Origin of the sequence: Telluria beijingensis, assembly GCF_030770395.1 — a bacterium.
GTDB classification, from domain to species: domain Bacteria; phylum Pseudomonadota; class Gammaproteobacteria; order Burkholderiales; family Burkholderiaceae_D; genus Telluria; species Telluria beijingensis.
The window spans coordinates 5488543-5509797 of sequence record NZ_CP132480.1 but is presented as its reverse complement, the minus strand read 5'-3'; the positions used below and the strand labels follow the sequence as shown (position 1 = coordinate 5509797).

Annotated in this window: 15 protein-coding genes; 2 read left to right on the top strand and 13 right to left on the bottom strand. The window is 68.3% G+C overall.

The window, feature by feature from the left end; genetic code table 11:
- Positions 1–122: 122 nt before the first annotated feature.
- Positions 123–2618 carry a heavy metal translocating P-type ATPase gene (locus Q9246_RS24255; RefSeq protein ID WP_306393760.1) on the bottom strand — a complete coding sequence of 832 codons (2496 nt, stop codon included), beginning with the start codon at positions 2616–2618 and terminating at the stop codon, positions 123–125.
- A gap of 180 nt (positions 2619–2798) precedes the next feature.
- Here Q9246_RS24255 and Q9246_RS24250 point away from each other — a divergent pair, with 180 nt between their 5' ends.
- Positions 2799–4307, top strand: a complete 1509-nt coding sequence (locus Q9246_RS24250) for an aryl-sulfate sulfotransferase (protein WP_306393759.1) — start codon at positions 2799–2801, stop codon at positions 4305–4307.
- A 376-nt stretch (positions 4308–4683) separates the two neighbouring features.
- Here the strand turns inward: Q9246_RS24250 and Q9246_RS24245 are convergent, their stop codons facing one another.
- Positions 4684–5010 carry a hypothetical protein gene (locus tag Q9246_RS24245; RefSeq protein ID WP_306393758.1) on the bottom strand — a complete coding sequence of 109 codons (327 nt, stop codon included), beginning with the start codon at positions 5008–5010 and terminating at the stop codon, positions 4684–4686.
- Between the two features lie 180 nt (positions 5011–5190).
- On the opposite strand from Q9246_RS24245, the gene Q9246_RS24240 reads away from it, so the two are divergent.
- A complete protein-coding gene (locus Q9246_RS24240) occupies positions 5191–5757 on the top strand; it encodes a nuclear transport factor 2 family protein (RefSeq protein WP_306393757.1) in 567 nt (188 codons plus the stop codon).
- Here Q9246_RS24240 and Q9246_RS24235 read toward each other — a convergent pair.
- From Q9246_RS24235 to Q9246_RS24185, 11 genes are all read right to left on the bottom strand, one after another.
- The gene (locus tag Q9246_RS24235) at positions 5744–8404 is read right to left on the bottom strand and encodes an Lcl C-terminal domain-containing protein (RefSeq protein ID WP_306393755.1); all 2661 of its coding nucleotides are present in this window, start codon (positions 8402–8404) and stop codon (positions 5744–5746) included. The two genes, Q9246_RS24240 and Q9246_RS24235, sit on opposite strands and share 14 nt — an antisense overlap.
- A gap of 43 nt (positions 8405–8447) precedes the next feature.
- Entirely contained in the window at positions 8448–8933 is a 486-nt protein-coding gene (locus tag Q9246_RS24230) for a hypothetical protein (protein ID WP_306393753.1), read from the bottom strand.
- On the bottom strand, positions 8930–10426 hold the full coding sequence (locus tag Q9246_RS24225; protein WP_306393752.1) for a hypothetical protein: 1497 nt from the start codon (positions 10424–10426) through the stop codon (positions 8930–8932). Before Q9246_RS24225 ends, Q9246_RS24230 begins: the two co-directional genes overlap by 4 nt.
- Positions 10423–11163 carry a hypothetical protein gene (locus Q9246_RS24220; RefSeq protein WP_306393750.1) on the bottom strand — a complete coding sequence of 247 codons (741 nt, stop codon included), beginning with the start codon at positions 11161–11163 and terminating at the stop codon, positions 10423–10425. The genes Q9246_RS24225 and Q9246_RS24220 overlap by 4 nt, the downstream gene beginning before the upstream one ends.
- Positions 11160–11882, bottom strand: coding sequence for an Lcl C-terminal domain-containing protein (locus Q9246_RS24215; protein WP_306393747.1), 723 nt, complete (start codon positions 11880–11882; stop codon positions 11160–11162). The genes Q9246_RS24220 and Q9246_RS24215 overlap by 4 nt, the downstream gene beginning before the upstream one ends.
- Positions 11879–12205, bottom strand: coding sequence for a hypothetical protein (locus Q9246_RS24210; protein WP_306393746.1), 327 nt, complete (start codon positions 12203–12205; stop codon positions 11879–11881). The genes Q9246_RS24215 and Q9246_RS24210 overlap by 4 nt, the downstream gene beginning before the upstream one ends.
- A 514-nt stretch (positions 12206–12719) precedes the next feature.
- On the bottom strand, positions 12720–15353 hold the full coding sequence (cphA, locus tag Q9246_RS24205; protein WP_306393744.1) for a cyanophycin synthetase: 2634 nt from the start codon (positions 15351–15353) through the stop codon (positions 12720–12722).
- A gap of 88 nt (positions 15354–15441) precedes the next feature.
- Positions 15442–16896, bottom strand: coding sequence for an iron-containing redox enzyme family protein (locus tag Q9246_RS24200; protein ID WP_479692552.1), 1455 nt, complete (start codon positions 16894–16896; stop codon positions 15442–15444).
- Between the two features lie 147 nt (positions 16897–17043).
- Positions 17044–18825 (bottom strand): thiamine pyrophosphate-requiring protein, encoded by a 1782-nt coding sequence (locus Q9246_RS24195; RefSeq protein ID WP_306393742.1) that lies wholly within the window; start codon positions 18823–18825, stop codon positions 17044–17046.
- 90 nt (positions 18826–18915) lie between these two features.
- The gene (locus Q9246_RS24190) at positions 18916–19533 is read right to left on the bottom strand and encodes an isochorismatase family protein (RefSeq protein WP_306393740.1); all 618 of its coding nucleotides are present in this window, start codon (positions 19531–19533) and stop codon (positions 18916–18918) included.
- A gap of 73 nt (positions 19534–19606) precedes the next feature.
- Positions 19607–21004: a branched-chain amino acid transporter BcaP gene (locus Q9246_RS24185; protein WP_306393738.1), complete on the bottom strand. Its 1398-nt coding sequence runs from the start codon at positions 21002–21004 to the stop codon at positions 19607–19609.
- Positions 21005–21255 lie beyond the last annotated feature (251 nt).

The following is a 21255-nucleotide window of genomic DNA, read 5'->3' as shown; positions in this document are numbered from 1 at the left end:
GGGCTGTCCGGGCGGCGCCTGTCTTTATTGTCGTTTCAATAAAATATAGCGCAATTGTCACCGCCCGGGGACGATATTTGATGTCTTATCGTCCATAAATGATACCTTCGGTAGAGTTTCTCCTACACCAGGGCGCGCGCGGTAACCGGATAGCCGGCGCCATCGATGGCGGCGACGATGCGCTCGAGGTCGGCCCGGCTGTCGATGCGCACGCTGGCCTTGTCGAGATCGATCGCCACCCTGGCGTCGGCGTCGACCGCCTGCACCGATTGGGTGACGCGGCCCACGCAATGCTTGCAGCTCATGCCCTCCACGGTCAATTCATACATGCTGTGTTCTCCTGTTGCTTGGGGCCTCGCGGCCCCGGTGATTGAAAGGGGTTCTGGTTCGGGTTCGGGTTCGGGCGCGGCGGCCGGCGCCGGCGGCCAGCGCCGCAGCAGCAGCGCATTGGCGACCACGCTGACCGAGCTGAGCGCCATGGCGGCGCCGGCCAGCACCGGGTCGAGCAGGCCGAAGGCGGCCAGCGGCAGGCCGATCACGTTATAGATGAAGGCCCAGCCCAGGTTCTGGCGGATCTTGCGGTAGGTGCGGCGCGACACCGCGATGGCGTCGGCCACCAGGCCTGGCTCGCCGCGCATCAGGGTCACGCCGGCACTGTGCATGGCGACGTCGGTGCCGGTCGCCATCGCCATGCCGACGTCGGCCGCGGCCAGGGCCGGCGCGTCGTTGATGCCGTCGCCGACCATCGCCACCTTGCGGCCGTCGCGGCGCAGCGCGGCGATGACGTCCGCCTTGTCGGCCGGCAGCACCTCGGCATGCACGCGCTCGATGCCGAGCTCCTGGGCCACGGTGCGCGCGGCCCCGAGGCTGTCGCCGCTGAGCAGGACCGGTTCGATGCCGATCGCCCGCAGGCGCGCGACCGCCGCCTGGGCGCCCGGCTTGATGCGGTCGCCGAAGGCGAGCAGGCCCAGCACGGTGGATACGCCGTCGCGGCGCTCGACCAGCCAGGACACGGTGCGCCCGGCCGCCTCATGCCGATCGACGCCGGAAGCCGGCACGCCCAGTTCTTCCATCAGGCGCCGGTTGCCGAGCACGATGGTGGCGCCGTCGACCTCGGCCTCGACGCCGCGGCCCGGCAAGGCACGCGCCGAGCCCGCCGCGGGCGGCGGCGCCATGCCCTGGCGCGCCGCTTCGTCCAGCACGGCGCCGGCCAGCGGATGCGAACTGCCCTGCTGCACCGCCGCGGCCAGCGCCAGCAGCCGCGCCGCGTGCGCGCCCTGGCCTTCGCAGGCGAGCAGCCGCGGCTTGCCCTCGGTCAGGGTGCCCGTCTTGTCGAACACCACCACCTGCAGCGCATGCGCGGTTTCCAGCGCTTCGGCGTCCTTGATCAGGATCCCGTGGCGGGCCGCCGCGCCAGTGCCGACCATGACCGCGGCCGGCGTCGCCAGCCCGAGCGCGCAGGGACAGGCGATCACCAGCACCGCCACCGCATTGAGCAGGGCCGCCTGCCAGTCGCCGTTCGTCAGGCCCCAGCCCAGCAGGGTCGCCAGCGCCAGCACCAGCACCGCCGGCACGAACACCGCGCTGACCCGGTCCACCAGGCGCTGGATCGGCGCCTTGACCGCCTGCGCCTCCTCGACCATGCGGATGATCTGCGCCAGCATCGTCGCGGCGCCGACCGCGGTGGCCTCGACCAGCAGCAGGCCGTCGGCATTGACGGCGCCGCCGGCCACCCGCTCGCCCGGCCCCTTCGCCACCGGCAGGCTTTCCCCGGTCAGCAGCGACTCGTCCAGGTGGCTGCGGCCGTCGGTCACGACGCCGTCGGCCGGCACCCGCGCGCCGGGCTTGACCACCATCAGGTCGCCCACGCGCAGCTCGCCCAGGGGGATGTCCATGTCGACGCCGCCGCGCCGCACCAGCGCCGCATCGGGCCGCAGGCGTCCGAGGGCATCGAGGGCGGCCAGGGTCTGGCGCTTGGCCCGGCCCTCCAGCCACTTGCCCAGCAAGACGAGCGTGATCACCACCGCCGACGATTCGAAATACAGGTGCGGCAGTTCGTGGCCGCCGTGAGAGCCGGCCCCCAGCAGCAGGTAGAGCGACAGGCCATAGGCGGCGCTGGTGCCAAGCGCCACCAGCAAGTCCATATTGCCGCTGCCGGCGCGCAGCGCCTTCCAGCCGGCGCGGTAGAAGCGCGCGCCGAGCCAGAACTGGACCGGCGTGGCCAGCGCCAGCTGCAGCCAGCCGGGCAGCATCCAGTTGCGGCCGAAGGGCGCGGCCAGCATCGGCAGCACCAGCGGCAGGCTGAGCAGCACTGCGGCGGCCACCGGCCACCAGGCCGGCAGCTGGCCGGGGCGGTCCTGGCGCGCGGCCGCTGCCACACCGGCGGCGCCGGCGTCGGGCGCCGCGATCCGCGCCTCATAGCCGGCGCTGCGCACCGCCGCCGCCAGCGCGTCCGGCGCGGCCGCGCCGCGCACGCTGGCCTTCTCGGTGGCCAGGTTGACGCTGGCGTCGCGCACGCCCGGCACCGCGCGCAGCGCCTTCTCGACCCGCCCGACGCAGGACGCGCAACTCATGCCTTCGATTTGCAGGACGGTGCTGTCAAGGACGATATTGTTCATTTGCTTGTTCCAATGATCTATATCGAGAGGATAATCCTTCCCACGATGGGAAGGTCAAGCGTTTCCATACAAGTTCACGCAACCGGCTTGCGCCGGTCGCAGGCACGGGTCCGCTAATCGGGCTACAACTACTGTTCCCCCTCGTCGCGAGGATTCCGGCCCCGACCCGCAGGAGAACAGATGAAGTCGCCAACCACGCTATTGCTCTGGATACTGATGACCGTCCTGCTGTGCGCCTGCGGCGGCAAGGACGACGACGACAAACCCCAGGCCGAGCGCGCCGGCATCGGCGCCATCGGCCAGGCGCCCGGCGCCACGCCCTTCGTGGCGCAATTGAACTACGCCCTGCGCGACTTCGCCCACCTGGACAGCGTGCACTACACCATCGCGGGCCGCCCCGATTCGCACTCGCGCCCGGTAGCGGTCACCTACGACCGCGCCTGGCTCGGGCGGCGCGCGGCCTGGGACGCCGGCAGCGCGCGCATCGCCTTCCCGGTATTCGGCCTGTACGCCAACCACCGCAACGAGCTCACGCTGACCACGCGCTTTCGCGACGGCTCGACCCATGTTGCGCAAGTGGCGATCGCGACCGGCAGCTACACGGGTCCCGCCACGATCTACGACGCGCCACAGGTGCGCACGGCGCGCGGCGCGGCGTCGCCCGGCTTCGAGTACATGCTGATCAAGAACGGGGTGACGTCGCCGGTCATCCTCGACAGCGACGGCCAGCTGCGCTGGGCCAGCGGGCCCGGTACCTCGTTCTCCTCGCTGTTCGGCGACGACGCCTTCTATGTCGGCGACGGCTCGGCGCCGGTGCTGCACCGCTTCGACGTCGACACGAGCGTGCGCAGCAGCCGCCTCGACGATCCCAAGTTCACCAACTTCCACCATGAACTGGCGCGCGGCAAGACCGGCTTCCTGGCGGAGCTCGACGCCCGGGTCGGCGGCGTGCTGCTGCTCGAATCGATCGTGGCCGAGATCGACATCTCGGGACGGGTGCTCAAGGAATGGGACCTGGGCCAGATCTTCCGCGCGGCGATGCGCGCAGGCGGCGACGATCCCGCCAATTTCGTGCGCGACGGCGTCGACTGGTTCCACATGAACTCGGCTATCTACGATGCCCAGGACAATGCACTGCTGATCTCAAGCCGCGAAAACTTCGTCGTCAAGCTCGACTACGATACCGGCGCCATCCGCTGGCTGCTGGGCGATACCAGCAAGCACTGGTACGTCAACTATCCCTCGCTGCGCGCCCTGGCCTTGCGCGTGACCGAGGGCAAGGTGCCGATCGGCCAGCATTCGCTGTCGGTGGCGCCCAACCGCGAACTGCTGCTGTTCAATAACGGCCTCGCCAGCCTCAACCAGCCGGCCGGCACGCCGGCGGGCCAGAACCGACGCTACAGCACGCCGTCGCGCTATGCGATCGACGACAAGGCGCGCACCGCGCGCGAAGTCTGGACCTGGGATGGCGAGCGCAAGCTGCTCTCGGACATCTGCTCGTCAGCCTATGAAAGCGCGCCCGGCCAGTACCTGGTGGCCTATTCTTCGCTGGCGGAACGCACCCAGGCGCGGTTGGTGGCGCTCGATACCGCCGGCCAGATCGCCTTCGACTATGCCTATCCGAGCGAGGTTTGCAATACGGTGTTCATTGCCGAACCGTTCCGCCTGGACGGGTTGCAGCTACGCTAAGAGCCTATCCCGGTAGGTGGGGGAAGCTCATGTTGATGCATGGCAGGCGTGGGCAAGGCGCGAGGAGGCCGCATGGCGAGCCATGCAACGACGAGCAACGCAGCACACGCCTGCCAGGCGCGCCAGGAGCGACTCCCACCTACCGGGATAGGCTCTAATGCCGTTAAGTTAAGAGTAGCCACCACGTCGTTACCTCCACTGGAGGTAACGACTTCCCGCAAAGGCGGGAACCCAAGTTCTGCTAACGTCGTCGAAACGCTCGCAGAATTAGGTTCCCGCCTTTGCGGGAACGACGGCTTTTACGCTAACTTAACGGCATTAGGGATAGGCTCTAATCGCAAGGGCGTTGCGTGGCGATATGCCACGTGGCGCCATCTCAGCTGCCCAGGCCTAAGAAAACACCGACCGCCAGTTCCACCCACAGCGCAGCGAAGGCCAGCGCCAATGCGCCGACCGTCGCCACCCGCTGCCACGGCCGCCGGCGCGCCACCCGGCGCGCCATGCGCACGCAGGCCAGCCCCGCGCTGGCCAGCAACAGCGCGGCGGCGCCGAAATCGCCGCCGGTCCATGCAACCTCGCGCGTGAACTGCATCGCTACCAGCGGCGCCAGCAGGATCAGCGCGGTCGCCACACCGACCCACAACACATCGATGCCCATCGTGCCCTTGTGCGCGAGGGCGTCCTGTCCGCCTGCCGTTTGCATCGTGCTCTCCTTTTAATCAGGCCACGCGGATGGCAGGCCTTGTCCTTCATCTTAATCCTGTTATGAAGAAGACGGAAGCGGCGCGCCGACGGGAAACACCGAGCGCAATTGCAAAACTTTGTTACAAACTTACGTTCGAGAATTTATATACTGTCAAGGCGTTCCACTTTCCCGCCGACCATGCGCATCTTGTCCGCCCTGCCACTTGCCCTGCTCTGTTTCGCAGCCGTCCCGACTGCCGCCGCCGCCCCCGACGCCACGCTGGACGCTGTGTCCCGGCCCGCTGCCACGGTCGCGCCAACGTCCAGCGCTGCGGCGCGCGAACTGGCAGCCCTGCGCGGGGCCGAGCAATTGCGCGCCCAGGCCGTTGCCAGCCGCGACATCCCGACCATGCGCAAGCTGATCAGCGGCGACTATTACCATGTCGAGACCAGCGGTCGCGCGCGCACCAAGACCGAGTTCCTGCAGGCGCTGGCGCGCGACGAATTCGAGTTCCGTTCCTACGAGGTGCTCGACATGGAAGTCCGGATGCTCGACAGTGGCCGCGCGGCGGTGGTCACCGGCCGCTTCCGGGCCAGCACGCGGGCTGACATGCGGGCCGAGACCCAGGGCGCCGGCCGCGCGCGCGAACTGCGCGGACGGTATGTCCGCATGTGGGTCCTGGGGCCGGAAGGCTGGCGCAATACCCTGCAGCAGAGCACCGAGGTGCGGACCCCAGCCCAGGGCCAGCGGCCTACAGCAGACTGATGCGGGTCAGCGCCTCCGCGCCCTGCGCGTCGGCGTCGGGCGCGGCCGCGGCCACGCAGGTTTCGATCTCGTGCGGCCCCACTGCACGTACGAAGACGCGCTTGCCTTCGGTATCGACGCCCAGTTCCAGCCGGCGCTGCAGCAACAGCGTGTCACCCTCGCGCATGTCCCCGGTCGCCGCCAATGTGGAACGGCTATAGGCCAGCTTGAGCACGCGATCGCGCGCCTGGCCCAGGTCCCGCCAGGCGCCATACGGCTGCGATTGCAGCAGCACGGGGTCGAACCTGCCGCGCCGGACACGGCCGACGTAATAGCCGAACGGCGCCTCCCGTCCCGGCGCTTCCGGTGACGCACTCGCCGTCGCGACCACGCCGCCCGGACACAGGCGCAACAGGCCGAGCGCGACGCCCGTCTTGCCCATCCCCGGATGCACGGCGTCGGCGGTCGGCGGCCGATGCACGACGATTTCCGGAATCTGCTCGTCGCCATAGACCTCGGCCAGGTAATCGGCGGCGATGTCGAACAGGCGCTCGTCGAGCGAGTCGGAGCGATCGCGCCCGGCCTCGCTGCGCGCAGCGGCATGACGGTCGATGCTGGCGCCATCCTCATCGCTGAAGAAGTAGCTCTCCACGAAACGCGACCGGCTTGCATTGCCTGCCAGCAGCACATGAACCACCGACGGCGGCGCCGCCGCAAAGGCAGTGCGCATCGCAATGAAGAAGCTGCGCACACCCTGGCCGATACGGGTCGCCAGGTACGCATTGAGCGCGTCGAGCTGGAGCGTGAACTGGCAATCCACCAGTTCTCCGCCGCGCGCAAGCAGGCGGATCTTGATCACGGTATCCCGCTGGCCCTCTTCCCACAGGGGCCGCAGCGCGGCGGCCAGCACCGCGGTATTGGTGGCCGCGATGCGCGAGTCCTCGACGAACATCTCGTGTCCGGCGATGTCGGCCGCGTCCTGTGGCCGGCTGAACACGATCCGCTCCTTCGCGCAGCGGTGCAGGTTTTGCTGGAACACCAGGTAGGCCATATTCTCCAGCAAGCGTTCGCCGCCCAGGAACACGTCGCCGGCCGCGCCATGATGCTCGAACAGTTCCTCGATGTCGTCGTCCTCGTCCGCCGGCAGCCGGTATTTGCCGAACTCGAAGTCGGTGGTGCCTCCGCCGAAGTCGAACACCGCATAGGCGGCGCCGTCGGCGGTGGGTGCGATGCCGAGCGACGGCAGCGCCGCCGCCGCGTAGGCGGCCGGCTCGGACGCCAGTTCCTCGACCCGGAACCGGGCGAAGGCGGCCTGGCCGACCAGGGTGGCCGGCAGGCTGCGCTGCAGGCCGCGGCGGAACGAGGCCAGGATCCGGTCGCGCACCTGCTCCGGATAGGTCACCGGGAAACTCATGTAGTAACGCAGGAAGATGCCGCGCCCGCGCCAGTTGATATGCATCCCCAGGAACCATGCGTACAACTCGACCGGATCGAAGGGATCGTCGGCGCCGACCGCCAGTGGCGTACCCAGCACCGGATTGCGCGCGACCAGCGGCGCCAGCGCGTGTTCGTGCTGGCGGCCGTCGCGCACGTGGATGCGCGCATCGCGCTCGCCGCGCATCGCCCATTGCTTCAGCCCCGTCAGCACACTGTCGACCACGGCATGGCGGGTATCCGCCGCCTCCAGGCGCTCCAGCGCCGCATGCGAGCAGCGCACTTCGTCCCACAGCAATGGCGGCCGGTAGGCATGCTTGCGCCAGGTTGCCAGCATCGATTGCAGGTCGAGGAATTCGAGCGCGGTCGGGTTTTCATAATTGCGCGGACTGTCCGCCTCCCAGAACCGGTCGATGCCGACCCGCAGCAGCTTGCGCCGGCCATGGTCGTCGTAGGCGACCACGGTGCTGCTGGTGCCAAAGTCGATCGCCACGTCGCAATCGCGCACGTCGTCCGCCGGATTGCGGGCGCGCACGCCCAGCTCGTCCAGCGTCTGCCGGTCGAGGCCCCACAATTCCCACAACCCGCGCGCCGGGTCCTCGAAATCGGACGCCTGCAACCGTGGCAGGCGCACCGTCATCTGGTCGAGGTCGGCGAACAGCTGGCGCACGTCCGGCGTGGCGTGGACGGCCAGCAGGTCCTTGTCCTTGACCGGGCCGGCCGGGGCCAGTTTCCATCCGCGTTCGATGCACAGTGCAATGAACTCGGGGCCGCTGGCATCGGCGGCGAAGTCGTTGACGGCCGCCAGCGCGCCCCAGGCATCGGGCGAGCCGTTCAAGGTGCTTTCCTTGCAGTTCCAGGTGCCCTCGGTGGTCAGCCAGGTCACGTTCGGCTGGCCATTGATGAGACTGCCGAAACCGCTTCCCGGCTTGGCCGGAGAAAACGCCAGCGTCGAAAAGTGCTGCAGTTCGCGCAGCGCCGGCAGGCGCCAGTGCTCCAGGCCGCCCGTCTTCATCGCGGCGACGGCGGCAATGCCCTTGTGCGTATCTTTGGCATTGGGTTGGCTGGTGGCGTCCCACAACAAACGGGCGACCGGATCGAACAGCATCCGGTCGCCGTTGGCGGCCGACACCTGCCACAGCGTGGCCGTCCCCAGTTGCTCGAGGACGGCGGCGGCCGCGCGGCGGCGGTACAGGTCTTGGACTTCGGATGGCAGTCTGGGGTCGATCTTCATGATGGATAGCGCAGGAGGATTGAATCGGATGGGGCGGCCAGGCTCAGGGCTGGCGCACGAAATCGCGCAGCTCGGCGCGCACTTGCAGGCGCTGGCGCAGGTCCAGGCAAAAGCCGCGGATGCGTTCGCGGTCCGCCTGCGGCAAGGCATATAGCTTCGCCTTCATGAACTGGACCGTCTCGGCGGACGGCTCGAGGCAGGGCGACGGCACCGGCGGCGGCGCCAGCTGGCCGCACATCATGGCCAGTTCGTCGGGCCGCACGACGGTCCAGAAATGGCGGAATACGACGGGCAGGAAACTCACCAGCAGCTCGACCCGCGCCCCGCGCAGCCGGTCCATCTCATCGAGCAGCGCAGCCTGCTCCTGGCGCAGCGCCTCGATCTCGGCGCGCATGGCGTCGCGCTCGCGCGCCAGGGCCCCGGTACGTTCGCGCGCCTCGCTCGCGGCCAGGTTGTCGAGATAGGCGGCCATGGCGCCGCCGTCGGCGTGCCCGGCCAGGTAATCCTGGACGGCGTCGTGCGGCGTCATGCCGCCTCCCTGGGCCGCAGCGCCTGCAACTGACGCGCGAGATGCTGCTCGTAGCGTCCCTGCAGCGTGCTCAGGGCGAGTAACGTGGCGACCGCCTGGCCGCCGTCGAGGCGCGCCAGGCCGCCTGCCACGTCGACCAGGCGCGCGAAGCTCGATCCCAGCGCGGCCTCGAGCTTCGCATGCGGCTTGGCCAGGCGCTGCACCAGGTGCGCCTCGAGGTCGGGCGTGCCGACATCGACGCTGTCGAGGGCGCGCTCGGCCTGGGTCACGAAGGCGCGCGCGACGCCAAACAGCAGTTGCGCCTGGTCGAACCAGACCTCGCGCCACCAGTCCGCCAGCGGATGGGCGGCATCGAGCCGCAGCGCGTCGAGCGCCTCCGCCGCCCGTTGCAGGTCGTCGAGACCGGTCTGGCGGCGCCAGGCGCGATGCAGCTCGAGGCGCATCTGCTCGTCGCTGGCGCCCGCCAGGCGGTGCATGTTCATGCTGCGCAGGAAGCGGCCATCCTGGCGCGCGCGCGTGGCCAGCTTGCGCAGCGCCTCCAGCATCTGGCCGGTCAGGGCCAGGCGCGGACGGATATCGTCCTCGCCATCCCAGCGCGCGATCGCCGCGCTCCACGGGTGGGCGGGCGTAGCCGGTTCGGGACGCCGGGCCAGGACCGCTTCCCAGAAGCGCTCCCGGAATTCCACCAGCTGGCCCGGCGCCATCGCGTTGAATTCGGCGGCCAGGACGGTCAGCCCGAGCCAGGAGACGTCGCCGCCCTCCTCGCTCCAGGCCCGCTCGACCATGGCGCGCGCACGCTCGCGCAGGCGCGCCGCGTCGGCGGCGTCGCAATGGGTGATCACGACCGCCAATCGGTTTCCGTCCAGGAAGGCCGCATCGCGCCTGACCGTCTTCAGGAAGGCGCGCAGCCGCACCAGGTTTCCCCCGCTGTCGAGCCGGCTGGCCGATGTGACGTAGACCAGGGCCAGGCAGGGATCGTCGCTGAGGACGATGTCCGGCGCCTCCGCGTCCTCGCCTGAATTCCAGCCCGGCATGTCGATCACGAACAGCCGCCGCGGGACGCCGGCGTCGTGGTAGCCATCGTATTCGACCACCAGTTGCGGGAGCGGGACGCAAAGGCGCAGCCGGTGCCGCAACGGGTCATAGCCCGCGGCATCGATTTCGGCGCGGGTCGGGAACCGTTCGAGGCAGGCCACTTCGCGCCCCTGGACCACGTCGCAAGCGCGTTCGACCACGGTCAGCCGCGCGGTCGGGCCGTGACTCACCTCGAGCTGCAGGCGGGTCTGCACCTCGCGCGAACTGATCGGCGCGAGCGCCGGCGGCGCCAGGTCGCCCAGCAGTTCGCCCAGCAGCCGGGTCTTGCCGGCCGAGAATTCACCAAAGATGCGGATGGTCAGGGCGCCGTCCTGCAAAGCGGTGTCGCGTTCCAGGCGCGCAGCGAACTGGCGCAGCCCGGCATCGATGCGGGCGGCGAGATTGGATCTTGATTTCATGCGGGTAGTCCGTTGGTGGTCAGGATGCGCAGCAGCGCCGCGCCATCGTGCAGCAGGCGCGCCGCCGCCTGGCGCCAGCCATGGCGGCGCAACGCCTCGATCGCCGCGGGATCGAGCCAGTGTTCGAGGCAGGCCGCCAGCTCCGCCCGCGGGCCGGACGTGACCAGCCGGCCCTGGGCCAGCTCGTCGCCGGCCTGGTCCAGCGCGAGCAGCGCCAACAGGCCGGGCGCGGCGGCGCGCCAGGCCGCGCTGTCGCCCGACAACAGCAGCGGCGCCAGCAGCAGGTGGGCGTTCTTGCGGCCCCATTCGCCGGGCGTGGCGGCCGCGTCGTCGATGGCGACGGCGGCCACGGTGTCCTCGACCAAGGCCGCCGCGCCGGCGGCGTGCGCCGGATGGCGGGCGCCCAGGCTATAGACGGCGCGCCAGTACTGGGGCTGGATGCGCAGCAGGTTGCGCCGGTCGAGCGGCAGGTTCTCGTCCAGTGCGTCGTCCAGCACGCGCGCGTACAGGTGGACCCGGGCGCAGTCCTCGAGCGTCGCCAGCCGCGCCGCGGAGTCTCCCTCCAGCAGCGGCTCGACCAGCAGGCACAGGAAGGCCGGCGCATGGGTCGCCACATCCAGCATGCGCCGGCCCGCGCGCCGTCCGACCGCGCTGTCGGGCATGGCGCCCAGTTGCGCGATGTCGCGCCGCAGGCTCGCTTCGAGCCGCGCCGCCAGGCTGTCGTCGCGCGGATTCACGACTCGTTGTCGCCCATGGTCCGGACGAAACGCAGGTAGGCGGTTTCGCCCACCATCTTGCGATGGACGGTGCCATGCGCGAAATCATAGACGTCGAGCAGCCGCGTATCGTTGAAACGGCTCGACGACCATGTCATGCATTGCCCGCCATGGCCGCGCAGGTCCGGGAACAGCCTGGCCGAGATGCGCAGCTCATCGCTGGCGTCGGCGGTATAGGTCAGCGTGTTCAGTTCGGCGATGGTGGGAATGCGCCAGTCGCGATGGCCGCACCAGGCGCCGAAGTTCAGTGCGGTCAGGCGCTTCAGGGCCTCGTGCCAGGTGACCAGTCGGCAGGGATGCGGCTCGTCGCCACTGCGGTCGGCGTTCACGGTCCACATCAGGCGCCGCCCGGTGTCGAGCGCCGCGCGCCACTCGGTCGCCTGCAGCTTGAGGCGGCGCCCGCCGTCGTCGATCTTGTGCCAGCCGTCGAGCGCACCCGGCTCGCCCACGCGCGCCCGGGAAGGGCCGCGCGTCTGCGCCAGCACTTCGCGCACCAGGTCGCGATTGCTGGTCGCCCTGAGCGCCTCGAGCCGGGCCAGATTGTCGTCGAAGCGTTCCAGCAACGCCGCCAGGCCGTCGGCCGCGGCGTTGCCGCGCGCGAGCTGCACGAGATAGTCGTCGAGCGGCGCTGCCGCGGCGTCCTGCACCAGCTGGCGCAACAGGGCGTCCTTCTCCTTCACGCCAGCCCCTCCAGGCAAGCCTGCATGGCGGTAGCGTCCGCGCGCAGCGCGGCCAGCGCCGCCGCGCACTCCTCTGGCGCCATGCGCAGGCGCTCGAGCAGGGCGTCGACGTCCGTCGTCCGCTCGCCGATCACGGCCGCGACTTCGCCTTCCCAGTAGGCCGCCACGTGGGCCAGCAGCAGGCTGCCCATGCTGGCCGCCTGGCGCTCGTAGCTCGCCAGCCACTGCTGGCCGGCGCCGGCCGCGACCCGCTGCAGCGCGCGCCGGCGGTCGTCGCCGGCCTGGCGCGCGGCCTGCTCCTGGCGCGCGTCGCGGATGTCCACCAAACCCGGGCCACCTCAGAGTAAAATTGTTTGACAACTTCAGTAAATCAATTGCGAATTAAATCTACTCTGACCCTAATTGTTGGATAATAGCTCCTGATAACCGTAGGGTCAGAGTAGAGTTAACTGACAACTTGAGAAGTTGCTCGATAAATTGAATCTGACCCTCATGGATAAAGCTGGATTTTCACGCCAAATAGTTTCACATCCAAAATTTAATTAAGCTGGGAATAGCGCGAGCCGCTAGTAGTGCCAGATTGGCCTGAAAACAAATAGGGTCGGAGTAAAATTGTTTGCCAATTTTTTAAAATCAATTGGCAAACAATTTTACTCCGACCCTACTTATTTTATTGCTTCCCTTCTGGCATATGCCAGAAGGGAATAACCGCAGGTCAAGCGAGGCAATTGCCCAATAATTTTACTCTGACCCTACTTAATTGGCGGGCGGATTTGGGAAATTGCTCGACAATTCTACTCTGACCCCCATGGGGATTCTACTCTGACCCCCATCGGGTTAGGTGGTTTGGGAGGCGATCAGGTCTGCGCTTTCGGGGTCGGTGATGCGGATGGCGTCGATGAAGACCTGGAGGGAGGAGCCGCAGGCGAAGACCAGGACGTCGCCCGGGTTGCACAGGCTCAGGCCCAGGCGGATCGCGTTGCCGACCTCGATCTCGCGGTGCAGCGTGTCGCTCAGGCCGACCGCTTCTTCGGCGCCGGAGAGGATCAGGTCTACCGCTTCGCCGACGGCGCGGCCGCGGCTTTGCGATTCGTAGACGACCAGCTCGTCGAAGCGGGCGCCACAGACGCGGCCTACTTCGCGCAGGTCAGTGTCGCGGCGGTCGCCGGGGGCCGTGACGATGCCGACCAGTTGGCCAGGGAGCATGCCGCGGGCCATGTCGGCCATCGCCGCGTAGGCAGCGGGGTTGTGGGCGTAGTCGACGATGACCGTGACGCCGCGTACGTCGAACATATTCGTGCGCAAGGGGTTGGTGCGGCCGTTGGAGACAAACGTCGACAGGCCGGCGGCGATTTGCAGGTGGCTGAAATCGGCGGCCATCAGGGCCGCGGCTGCCGCCAGGGCGTTGGCGATGTTGAAGCGGGCCAGGCCGCCGAAGGCCACCGGCATGCTCTCGACCTTGATCACCGCCTGCTGCATGTGGCCGTCGGCGACCACCACCGCGCCGTCCTGCAGGTAGACGCCGCGGCCGCCGTCTTCCAGGTGCTTGAGCAGTACCGGGTTCTCGGCGTCCATCGAGAAGAACAGCACCTCGGCGCCAGGTTTGACGCGGCGCGCCATCTGCACGCACAACGCATCCTCGGCGTTGAGCACCACCGCCTTCGAGGCCGATTGCGCCACCACCGCCTTCACCTGCGCCAGGTCCTCGACCGTGTCGACACCGTCCAGGCCCAGGTGGTCGGCCGCGATGTTCAGCACCACCGCGACGTCGCATCGGTCGTACGCCAGGCCGCGCTTGAGGATGCCGCCGCGCGCCGTCTCCAGCACCGCGAGCTCGACCTCGGGCGCGTGCAGCACCGTGCGCGCCGACCAGTAGCCGGTGCAGTCGCCCTTGACGACCTGCTTGCCGTCGATGAAGACGCCCTCGGTGGTGGTCACGCCGGTCACCCGGCCCGCCATGCGCGCCGCGTGCGCGACCAGCAGGGTGGTCGTGGTCTTGCCATTGGTGCCGGTCAGGGCGATCACGGGAATGCGGCCATCGGACACGCCCATCAGGCCGTCGACGATCGCCTCGCCGGCATCGCGCGCCTCGCCCGCACTCGGGTACTGGTGCATGCGGATGCCGGGGGCGGCGTTGACTTCGATGACCGCGCCGCGCTGCGCCGCCAGCGGTTGTGAGATGTTTTCGCACACGATGTCGATGCCGGCCACGTCGAGGCCGATCTTGCTGGCTGCGCGCATGCACAGCAGGCGGGTCGAATCCGGCAGCAGCTCGGTCACGTCCTCGGCGGTGCCGCCGGTCGACAGGTTGGCGTTGCCGCGCAACTCGGCCACCACGCCGACGGGCAGCACGCTGTCGAATTCGAAGCCCTGGCGCGACAGCATGTCGGCCGCGTGCTCGTCGAGCGCGATCCGGGTCAGGATGGTCGCATGCCCGGCGCCGCGCGCCGGATTGGCGTTCTCGATCTCGACCAGTTCGCGGATGGTCTTGACGCCATCGCCCACCACATGGGCCGGACGCCGGCGCGAAGCCGCGGCCACACGCCCGCCGGCCACCAGCACCCGATAGTCGAACCCCCTCACGTGGCGCTCGACGATGATGCGGCGGCCGTACTGGCGCGCGAATTCGAAGGCGCGCGCCACGTCGTCCGGCGTGTTGCAGTCGACCGTCACGCCCTTGCCCTGGTTGCCGTCCAGCGGCTTCAGGGTCACCGGCCCGTTCAGGCGGCGCGCCACGCGCTGCGCCGATTCCACGGTGGTGACGACGTCGCCTTCCGGCACCGGCACGCCGGCTTCCTTCAGCAAGGCCTTGGTCAGCTGCTTGTCGCTGGCGATCTTCACCGCGATGAAGCTGGTGTCGCCGGTGGTGGTGGCCTGCAGGCGCTTTTGCTTGACGCCCCAGCCGAGCAGGAACAGGTTGGCGTCCTCGGTGATGCGCTGCACCGGGATGCCGCGCTCCTGCGCAGCGTTGACCACCGCGCCGGTGCTGGTGCCGATCGCGTAGCGCGATGCGATCTCGCGCAGTTCTTCCAGCCGCGGAGCCAGCTCGAAACCTTCGCCGCGCGCCAGCGCGCCGACCAGGTCGAGCGCCAGGTCGAACGCCGGCTCGGCCAGCTTTTCGCAGGCATAGGCGCACACGATCCTGAATTGTCCAGGATGGCCGCTCACCGGCCGGGTACGCCCGAAGCTGGCTGGCGCGCCGGCCAGGGTTTGCAGTTCGAGCATCACATGCTCGATCACGCGGCCGAGATAAGTTCCCTCGCGCAGGCGCTGGGCGAAGCCACCCGGCTGGCCGGCCGGCAGGCGCTCGCCGTGCAACGACGGCAGCAGTTCGAGCAGCGCGTGGTTGAAGCCGGGCAGGTCTTTCGTGGATTTGCCGTATAAATCCTGCAGGTCGACCACCGACAGCAGGCAGGGCGAATCGGCGTGGACGTTCGGTCCGCGCAGGAAGCGTTGTTCGAGGATGTGCACGTGGAATTCCTTGTAATGATTGTTGGTGGTGCCACGGCCGGCGCGCGCTCTCTATCGCATGCAGGCCGCTTGTCGCAAGTGCAGTCGGTCAGGCGTCGAACAGTTGCGTGTACATGCGGGTGGCCATCAGGCCCACCGCCGTGTGGTGGATCTCGGGCGACAGCAGGCGGCCCAGCATCTGCATCGCCTCCTGCTTGCCGTTGGCGGCAGCCACCTGCTGTTCCAGCAGCCGCAGCTCGTTGCCGGTGTTCAGATCCTCCAGGTTCGGGTGACGGCGGATCAGGCCGCGCACCGGGAAGGCGTTGCCGCGTTCCGCGCCCTGCCCTAGCTGGTCGAGCGTGCGCTGGCGCGCGCGGGCGGTCAGCACGCGCGGGGCGCTGGCCGGCTGGCCGTCGGCGCTGGAGGTGATCCAGTCGCGCAGCACCTGCAGCTCGTAGGCGTTGAACACGCCGAACATCTCGGCCCGTTCGCCCTCGACCAGGCGCCAGAAGCGGCTGTGCTCGACGTCCTGGCCGCGCTTGATCCAGCCGGCGCCCTCGAGCGCCGCCAGGAAGGCCGGGATCTGCGCCGGGTCGGCCAGCCAGTCGTTGACCGAGCGGCCGGCGACGCGGCAGTAATCCGAGTGCATGTTCTTGCCGACGCCGCTCTTGGCGGCCAGGATGCCGACCAGCTCGGACTGCAGGTCGAACTCGCCGATCACCGAAGTGGTGCTGGCGCCCAGCTCGTTCAGGCGATAGCCGTCGACCACGCGCTGCCAGAAGGCTGCGCGGTCGCCGACCTTCGGCATCAGGTCGCGTACCGCCTGCACCGCCTTGCGCGCATGGCCACTGGCGGCGTTATCGACCGTCACGTGCAGGGTGAAGTAATACGGGTCGATGCCCAGTTCATTGAGCTCGTAGGACGTGATCAACAGGTGCAGCGGCAGCTGTTCGTAGCCCAGGTTGTAGCCGACGACTTCGGGCAGGAAGTGCTCGGCGTGGTGGCCCAGCGCCAGCTGCAGCGCCCCTTGCAGGAAGTGCTCGTCGCCCAGCTCTTCCCAGCTCTCGCAGCCGTGGGTGGCCAGCAGCTTGCGATACAGGGTGACGTGGTTCTTGTCGGGCAAGCCCTCGCCCAGCTCTTCGAGATAGGTCTTGATCAGCGGGTGGAAGGCGACGTCGTCCCATTGCCGCGTGAGGCCGTACAGCCAGGCGCCGTCGACCAGCTTGGTCGGGGCCACGCCCTTGATGAAGAACAGCGCATGCGCGCGGCACGAGAAGTAACGGCGCGGCGCGCCGTTCTTGCGCGCGGCCAGGTAGTCGCGGTACTGCTGGCCGACGATGTCGGTGCGTTGTTCGATCCAGGCCTGCAGCTCGTCCAGGCTGGACGGCAGGTCGGACGGCAGTTCGCGCGCGACCGCGATCTGGCTGGTGACGAAATCGCGCGCCTGCTCCGGCATCGACGACGGATCGGCGTACAGCGAAAAATACACGGTCTTCGCACCCTCGGCGGTGGCGAGCGGTGCGGCCTGGACGCTTGGCGCGTCGGCTAACAGCATTGGTGTCATGTCTCGAATCTTGATGTGAGTCCGGTGGACGATTACCGACATTATCCAAGCTGGACCATGTTGCGCACATCGGTAGGCGCGCTGCGAGAGTGTAAGAGAGGGATTACAAAATATTATCTCGCAGCGCACCAGAATCTTGACGATCTGTCATTCCCCATCGCCGGCCGACGTGCCCTGCTGCCGCACGCCGCGCTCGACGTCGTTCGCCTCGCGCTCGCCCTTCGCGATCGCTTCCCGATACTGCGCCTCCTGCCGGTCGACGATATGCGGCGGGAACGGCGGAATGTTCGGATCGCTTATCACCTCCAGCACGAAGGGACGGCCCGCCGCCAGCGCCCGCTCCCAGGCCGCACCCAGCTGCTCGGGATCGTCCACCCGCTCGCCTGCGAGGCCCAGCATGCGCGCGTACTCGGCATACGAGAAGTCGGGCAGCCGCTGCGACGGTTCGAACTTCGGTTCGCCCTGCATGCCGCGCTGTTCCCAGGTCACGAAATTGAGGTCGCGGTTGTTCAGCACCAGCACCACCAGGGTCGGGTCGGCCCAGTCGCGCCAGTGGCGCGCGATCGTGATCAGGCCATTCATGCCGTTCATCTGCATCGCGCCATCGCCGGCCAGGGCGATCACCGGCCGGCCCGGATGCGCCATCTTGGCGGCAAAGGCGTAGGGCACTGCCGAGCCCATGGTCGCAAGGCCTCCCGACAGCGACGCCATCATGCCGCGCCGCAGGCGCAGGTGCAGCGCATACCAGGCGGTCACCGAGCCCGAGTCGCCGGCCAGGATGACGTCGTCGGGCAGGCGCGGCGACAGTTCGCTGAAGGCGCGCTGCGGGTTGACCGGTTTGCCGGGCTGGCGCGCGCGCTCATCGAGCACGCGCCAGCTCTCGGCCACATTGGCTTCGATGCGGGCGCGCCAGCTGCGCTCCTGCTTGCGCCGCAGGAGCGGGATCAGGGCGCGCAGGGTGGCGCGCGCGTCTCCCGCCAGATTGACATCCATGGGATAGCGCAGGGCGAGCATGGTCGGATCGAGGTCGATCTGCACCGCGCGCGCCGCGCCCTCGCGCGGCAGGAATTCGGCATACGGGAAGCTCGACCCCACCATCAGCAGCGTGTCGCATTCCTTCATCATCGCGTCGCTGGCCTGGGTGCCGATCATGCCGATGGTGCCGGTGCAGAACGGCAGGTCGTCCGGCACTACGGCCTTGCCCAGCAAGGCCTTGGCGATGCCGGCGCCGAGCAGTTCGGCCACCTCCACCAGTTCGTCCAGCGCGCCATCGGCGCCGGCGCCGGCCAGGATCGCGACCCTGTCGCCCGCATCGAGCAGGCGCGCCGCCTCTTGCAGCGCTTCCATGGGCGGCACCGGCGCCTGCAGCGCCGCGCCGACGCCGGAAAAGGTGCTGCCATGCTCGCGCGGTGGCGTCGGCACCGCGTCTTCTTCCTGCAGGTCGTTCGGGACGATGATGCAGGTGACGCAGCGCCGCGCCTGGGCGATGCGCATGGCGCGGTCGACCAGGTGGCGCACCTGGGCCGCATCGGTTGCCATCTGCACGAATTCGCCGGCCACGTCCTTGAACAGCGTGACCAGGTCGACCTCTTGCTGGTAGTGGGCGCCGAGTGCGCTGCGCTGCTGCTGGCCGACGATGGCGACCACCGGCTGGTGGTCGAGTTTCGCGTCGTACAGGCCATTGAGAAGATGGATGGCGCCGGGCCCCGAGGTCGCCAGGCACACGCCCACCTCGCCGGTGAACTTGGCGTGGCCGCAGGCCATGAAGGCCGACATCTCTTCGTGCCGGCCCTGGACGAAGTCGATCGCGTCCTGGCGTCCGAAGGCAGCCAGGATGCCGTTGATGCCGTCGCCCGGATAACCGTAGATGCGGCGCACGCCCCATTGCTTGAGGCGCTCGAGCAGGAAGTCTCCAACGGTGGTGGTCATGCCGGTCTCCTTTCGCACAGGTGGAAAGGCGACTATAGGCAGGCCGGGCCGGGCTGACCGTGCGCCAGCGCCCGGACGAACGCGATCGAACTAGAGACGGGCGCCGAGCTCCAGGTCCGCGACCAGGCCGGCGCCCGCCAGCCGCACCGGCACCGCGCCTTCGGCCAGCATGCGGGTCATGGCGCGGTCGCCATCGCCGGGCGCCACGTCGACCGCGCGCGCCGCCTCGGCGACGATCAGGATCTCGATGTCTTCCTTCAGGCCGTCGAGCACCGTGTTGAGCACGCAGTAGTCGGTGGCCAGGCCGCACACGGCCAGGCGCCGGATACCGCGCGCACGCATGGCGTCGCCCAGCCCGGTGCCGTTGAAGGCCGAATAGGCATCCACCTCGGCGGTGTCGGCCTTGGAGACGACGATCGCGTCGGCGGGCAGTTGCAGCGAGGGGGAAAAGCCCGCGCCGTCGGTGCCGGCGACGCAATGCGGCGGCCACGGCCCGCCCTGGGCGGCGAAGGAACAGTGGGAGGCGGGGTGCCAGTCGCGCGAGGCGTAGACCGGCAAGCCGCGCTCATGATAGAGGTTGATCAGCCGGTTGACCGGCGCGATCACCTGGTCGCCATGCGGCACGCCCAGGCTGCCGCCGGGAAGGAAGTCGACCTGCAGGTCGACGATCAGGAGGGCATCGCCCTGGCCGAGCACGATGGCGCTCATGGTACATCTCCATTCCTGGGACGCGGTAGTCGCGTCAAGGATCGCAGATTAACATGAAGCGCCGTCGCAGGACTTATTGCGGCTTGTTCAGCAGCGAACGCTGGCGCGCATAGCCGAAGTAGACGGCGGCGCCGATCGCCAGCCAGATGCCGAAGGCCAGCCAGGTATGCCAGCTCAGGAACGACATCAGCGCCAGGCAGAACACGATCGCCAGGCCCGGGATCACCGGAACGCCAGGGCAGCGGAAGGCGCGCGGCAGGTCCGGACGCTTCTTGCGCAGCACGATGACGGCGATCGAGACCAGGGTGAAGGCGGCCAGCGTGCCGATATTGACCAGCTCGGCCAGCACGTTCAGCGGGACCACGGCGGCGATCAGGCCGAAGATGATGCCCACCAGCCAGGTAGCGAAGAACGGGGTACCGTATTTCGGGTGCACGGTCGACAGCTTGGCCGGCAGCAGGCCGTCGCGCGACATGGCGAACAGGATGCGGGTCTGGCCGTAGGCCATCACCAGGATCACGGTGCTCATGCCCAGGATCGCGGCCAGGTCGACGAAGCCGGCGACCCAGTTCTCGCCCGCCACCTGCAGCGCCAGCGAGACCGGGTGGTCGACGCCCTTGAAATCGAGGTGCGGCACGATGCCGGTCATGATGGCGGCCACCACGACGTACAGGATGGTGCAGACCACCAGCGAACCGATGATGCCGATCGGCAGGTCACGCTTCGGATTCTTGACTTCCTCGGCGGCCGAGGTCACGGCATCGAAGCCAATGAAGGCGAAGAACACCAGCGCGGCGGCGCTCATCACGCCACCCATGCCGTATGGCATGAACGGTTCCCAGTTCTCGGGACGGACGTGGCCGACGCCGACGGCGATGAACAGCAGCACGACGCCGGTCTTGATGATGACCATGACGTTGTTGACGCGCGCCGATTCGCGCATGCCCAGCGACAGCATGGCGGTCAGCGCGATCATGATCAGGAAAGCAGGCAGGTTGAACATGGTCTCGACGCCGGGACGGGCGCCCGGGGCCGCCGTCAGGGCGTCCGGCAGCACCAGGCCGAAGCCGGACATCAGCGATTGGAAGTAACCGGACCAGCCGACTGCCACGGTCGAGGTGGCCAGGCCGTATTCGAGCAGCAGGTCCCAGCCGATCATCCAGGCGACGAATTCGCCCAGGGTGGCGTAGCTATAGGTATAGATCGAGCCGGCGACCGGCACGGTCGAGGCGAACTCGGCGTAACAGAGGGCGGCGAAGCAGCAGGCCATGGCGGCCACGATGAAGGAGAGGGTCAGCGCGGGTCCGGCGGTGACGGCGCCCGTGCCGGTGAGCACGAAAATACCGGTGCCGACGATCGCGCCGATACCGAGCAGGATCAGGTCGGTCGGGCCGAGCACCTTCTTGAGTCCGCCCGGTTTGGCGCTGGCCGCGAGCATGGCATCCAGATTCTTGGTTCTAAAAATACTCACTACGTGTTCTCCAATCAAGTAATAGTGTGGTCCCGCGTCTTGTCATTGCGCCGCGCCCGCAGGTCGTGCGGGCACGCTCTCGAGATCCTGCCTGTTGGGCCGGCATGCCTGACTTGAAACCGCTGTTGCTGCACCTGCAAACCGTCAACTTTTTGCAGACGTGCAAATATAACCAGAATGCCGTTGCGAATCAAAGCAATCTGAAAAATCTTCTGCAATTTATATGCCTGTAGGCAATTTATTCTCTTTGC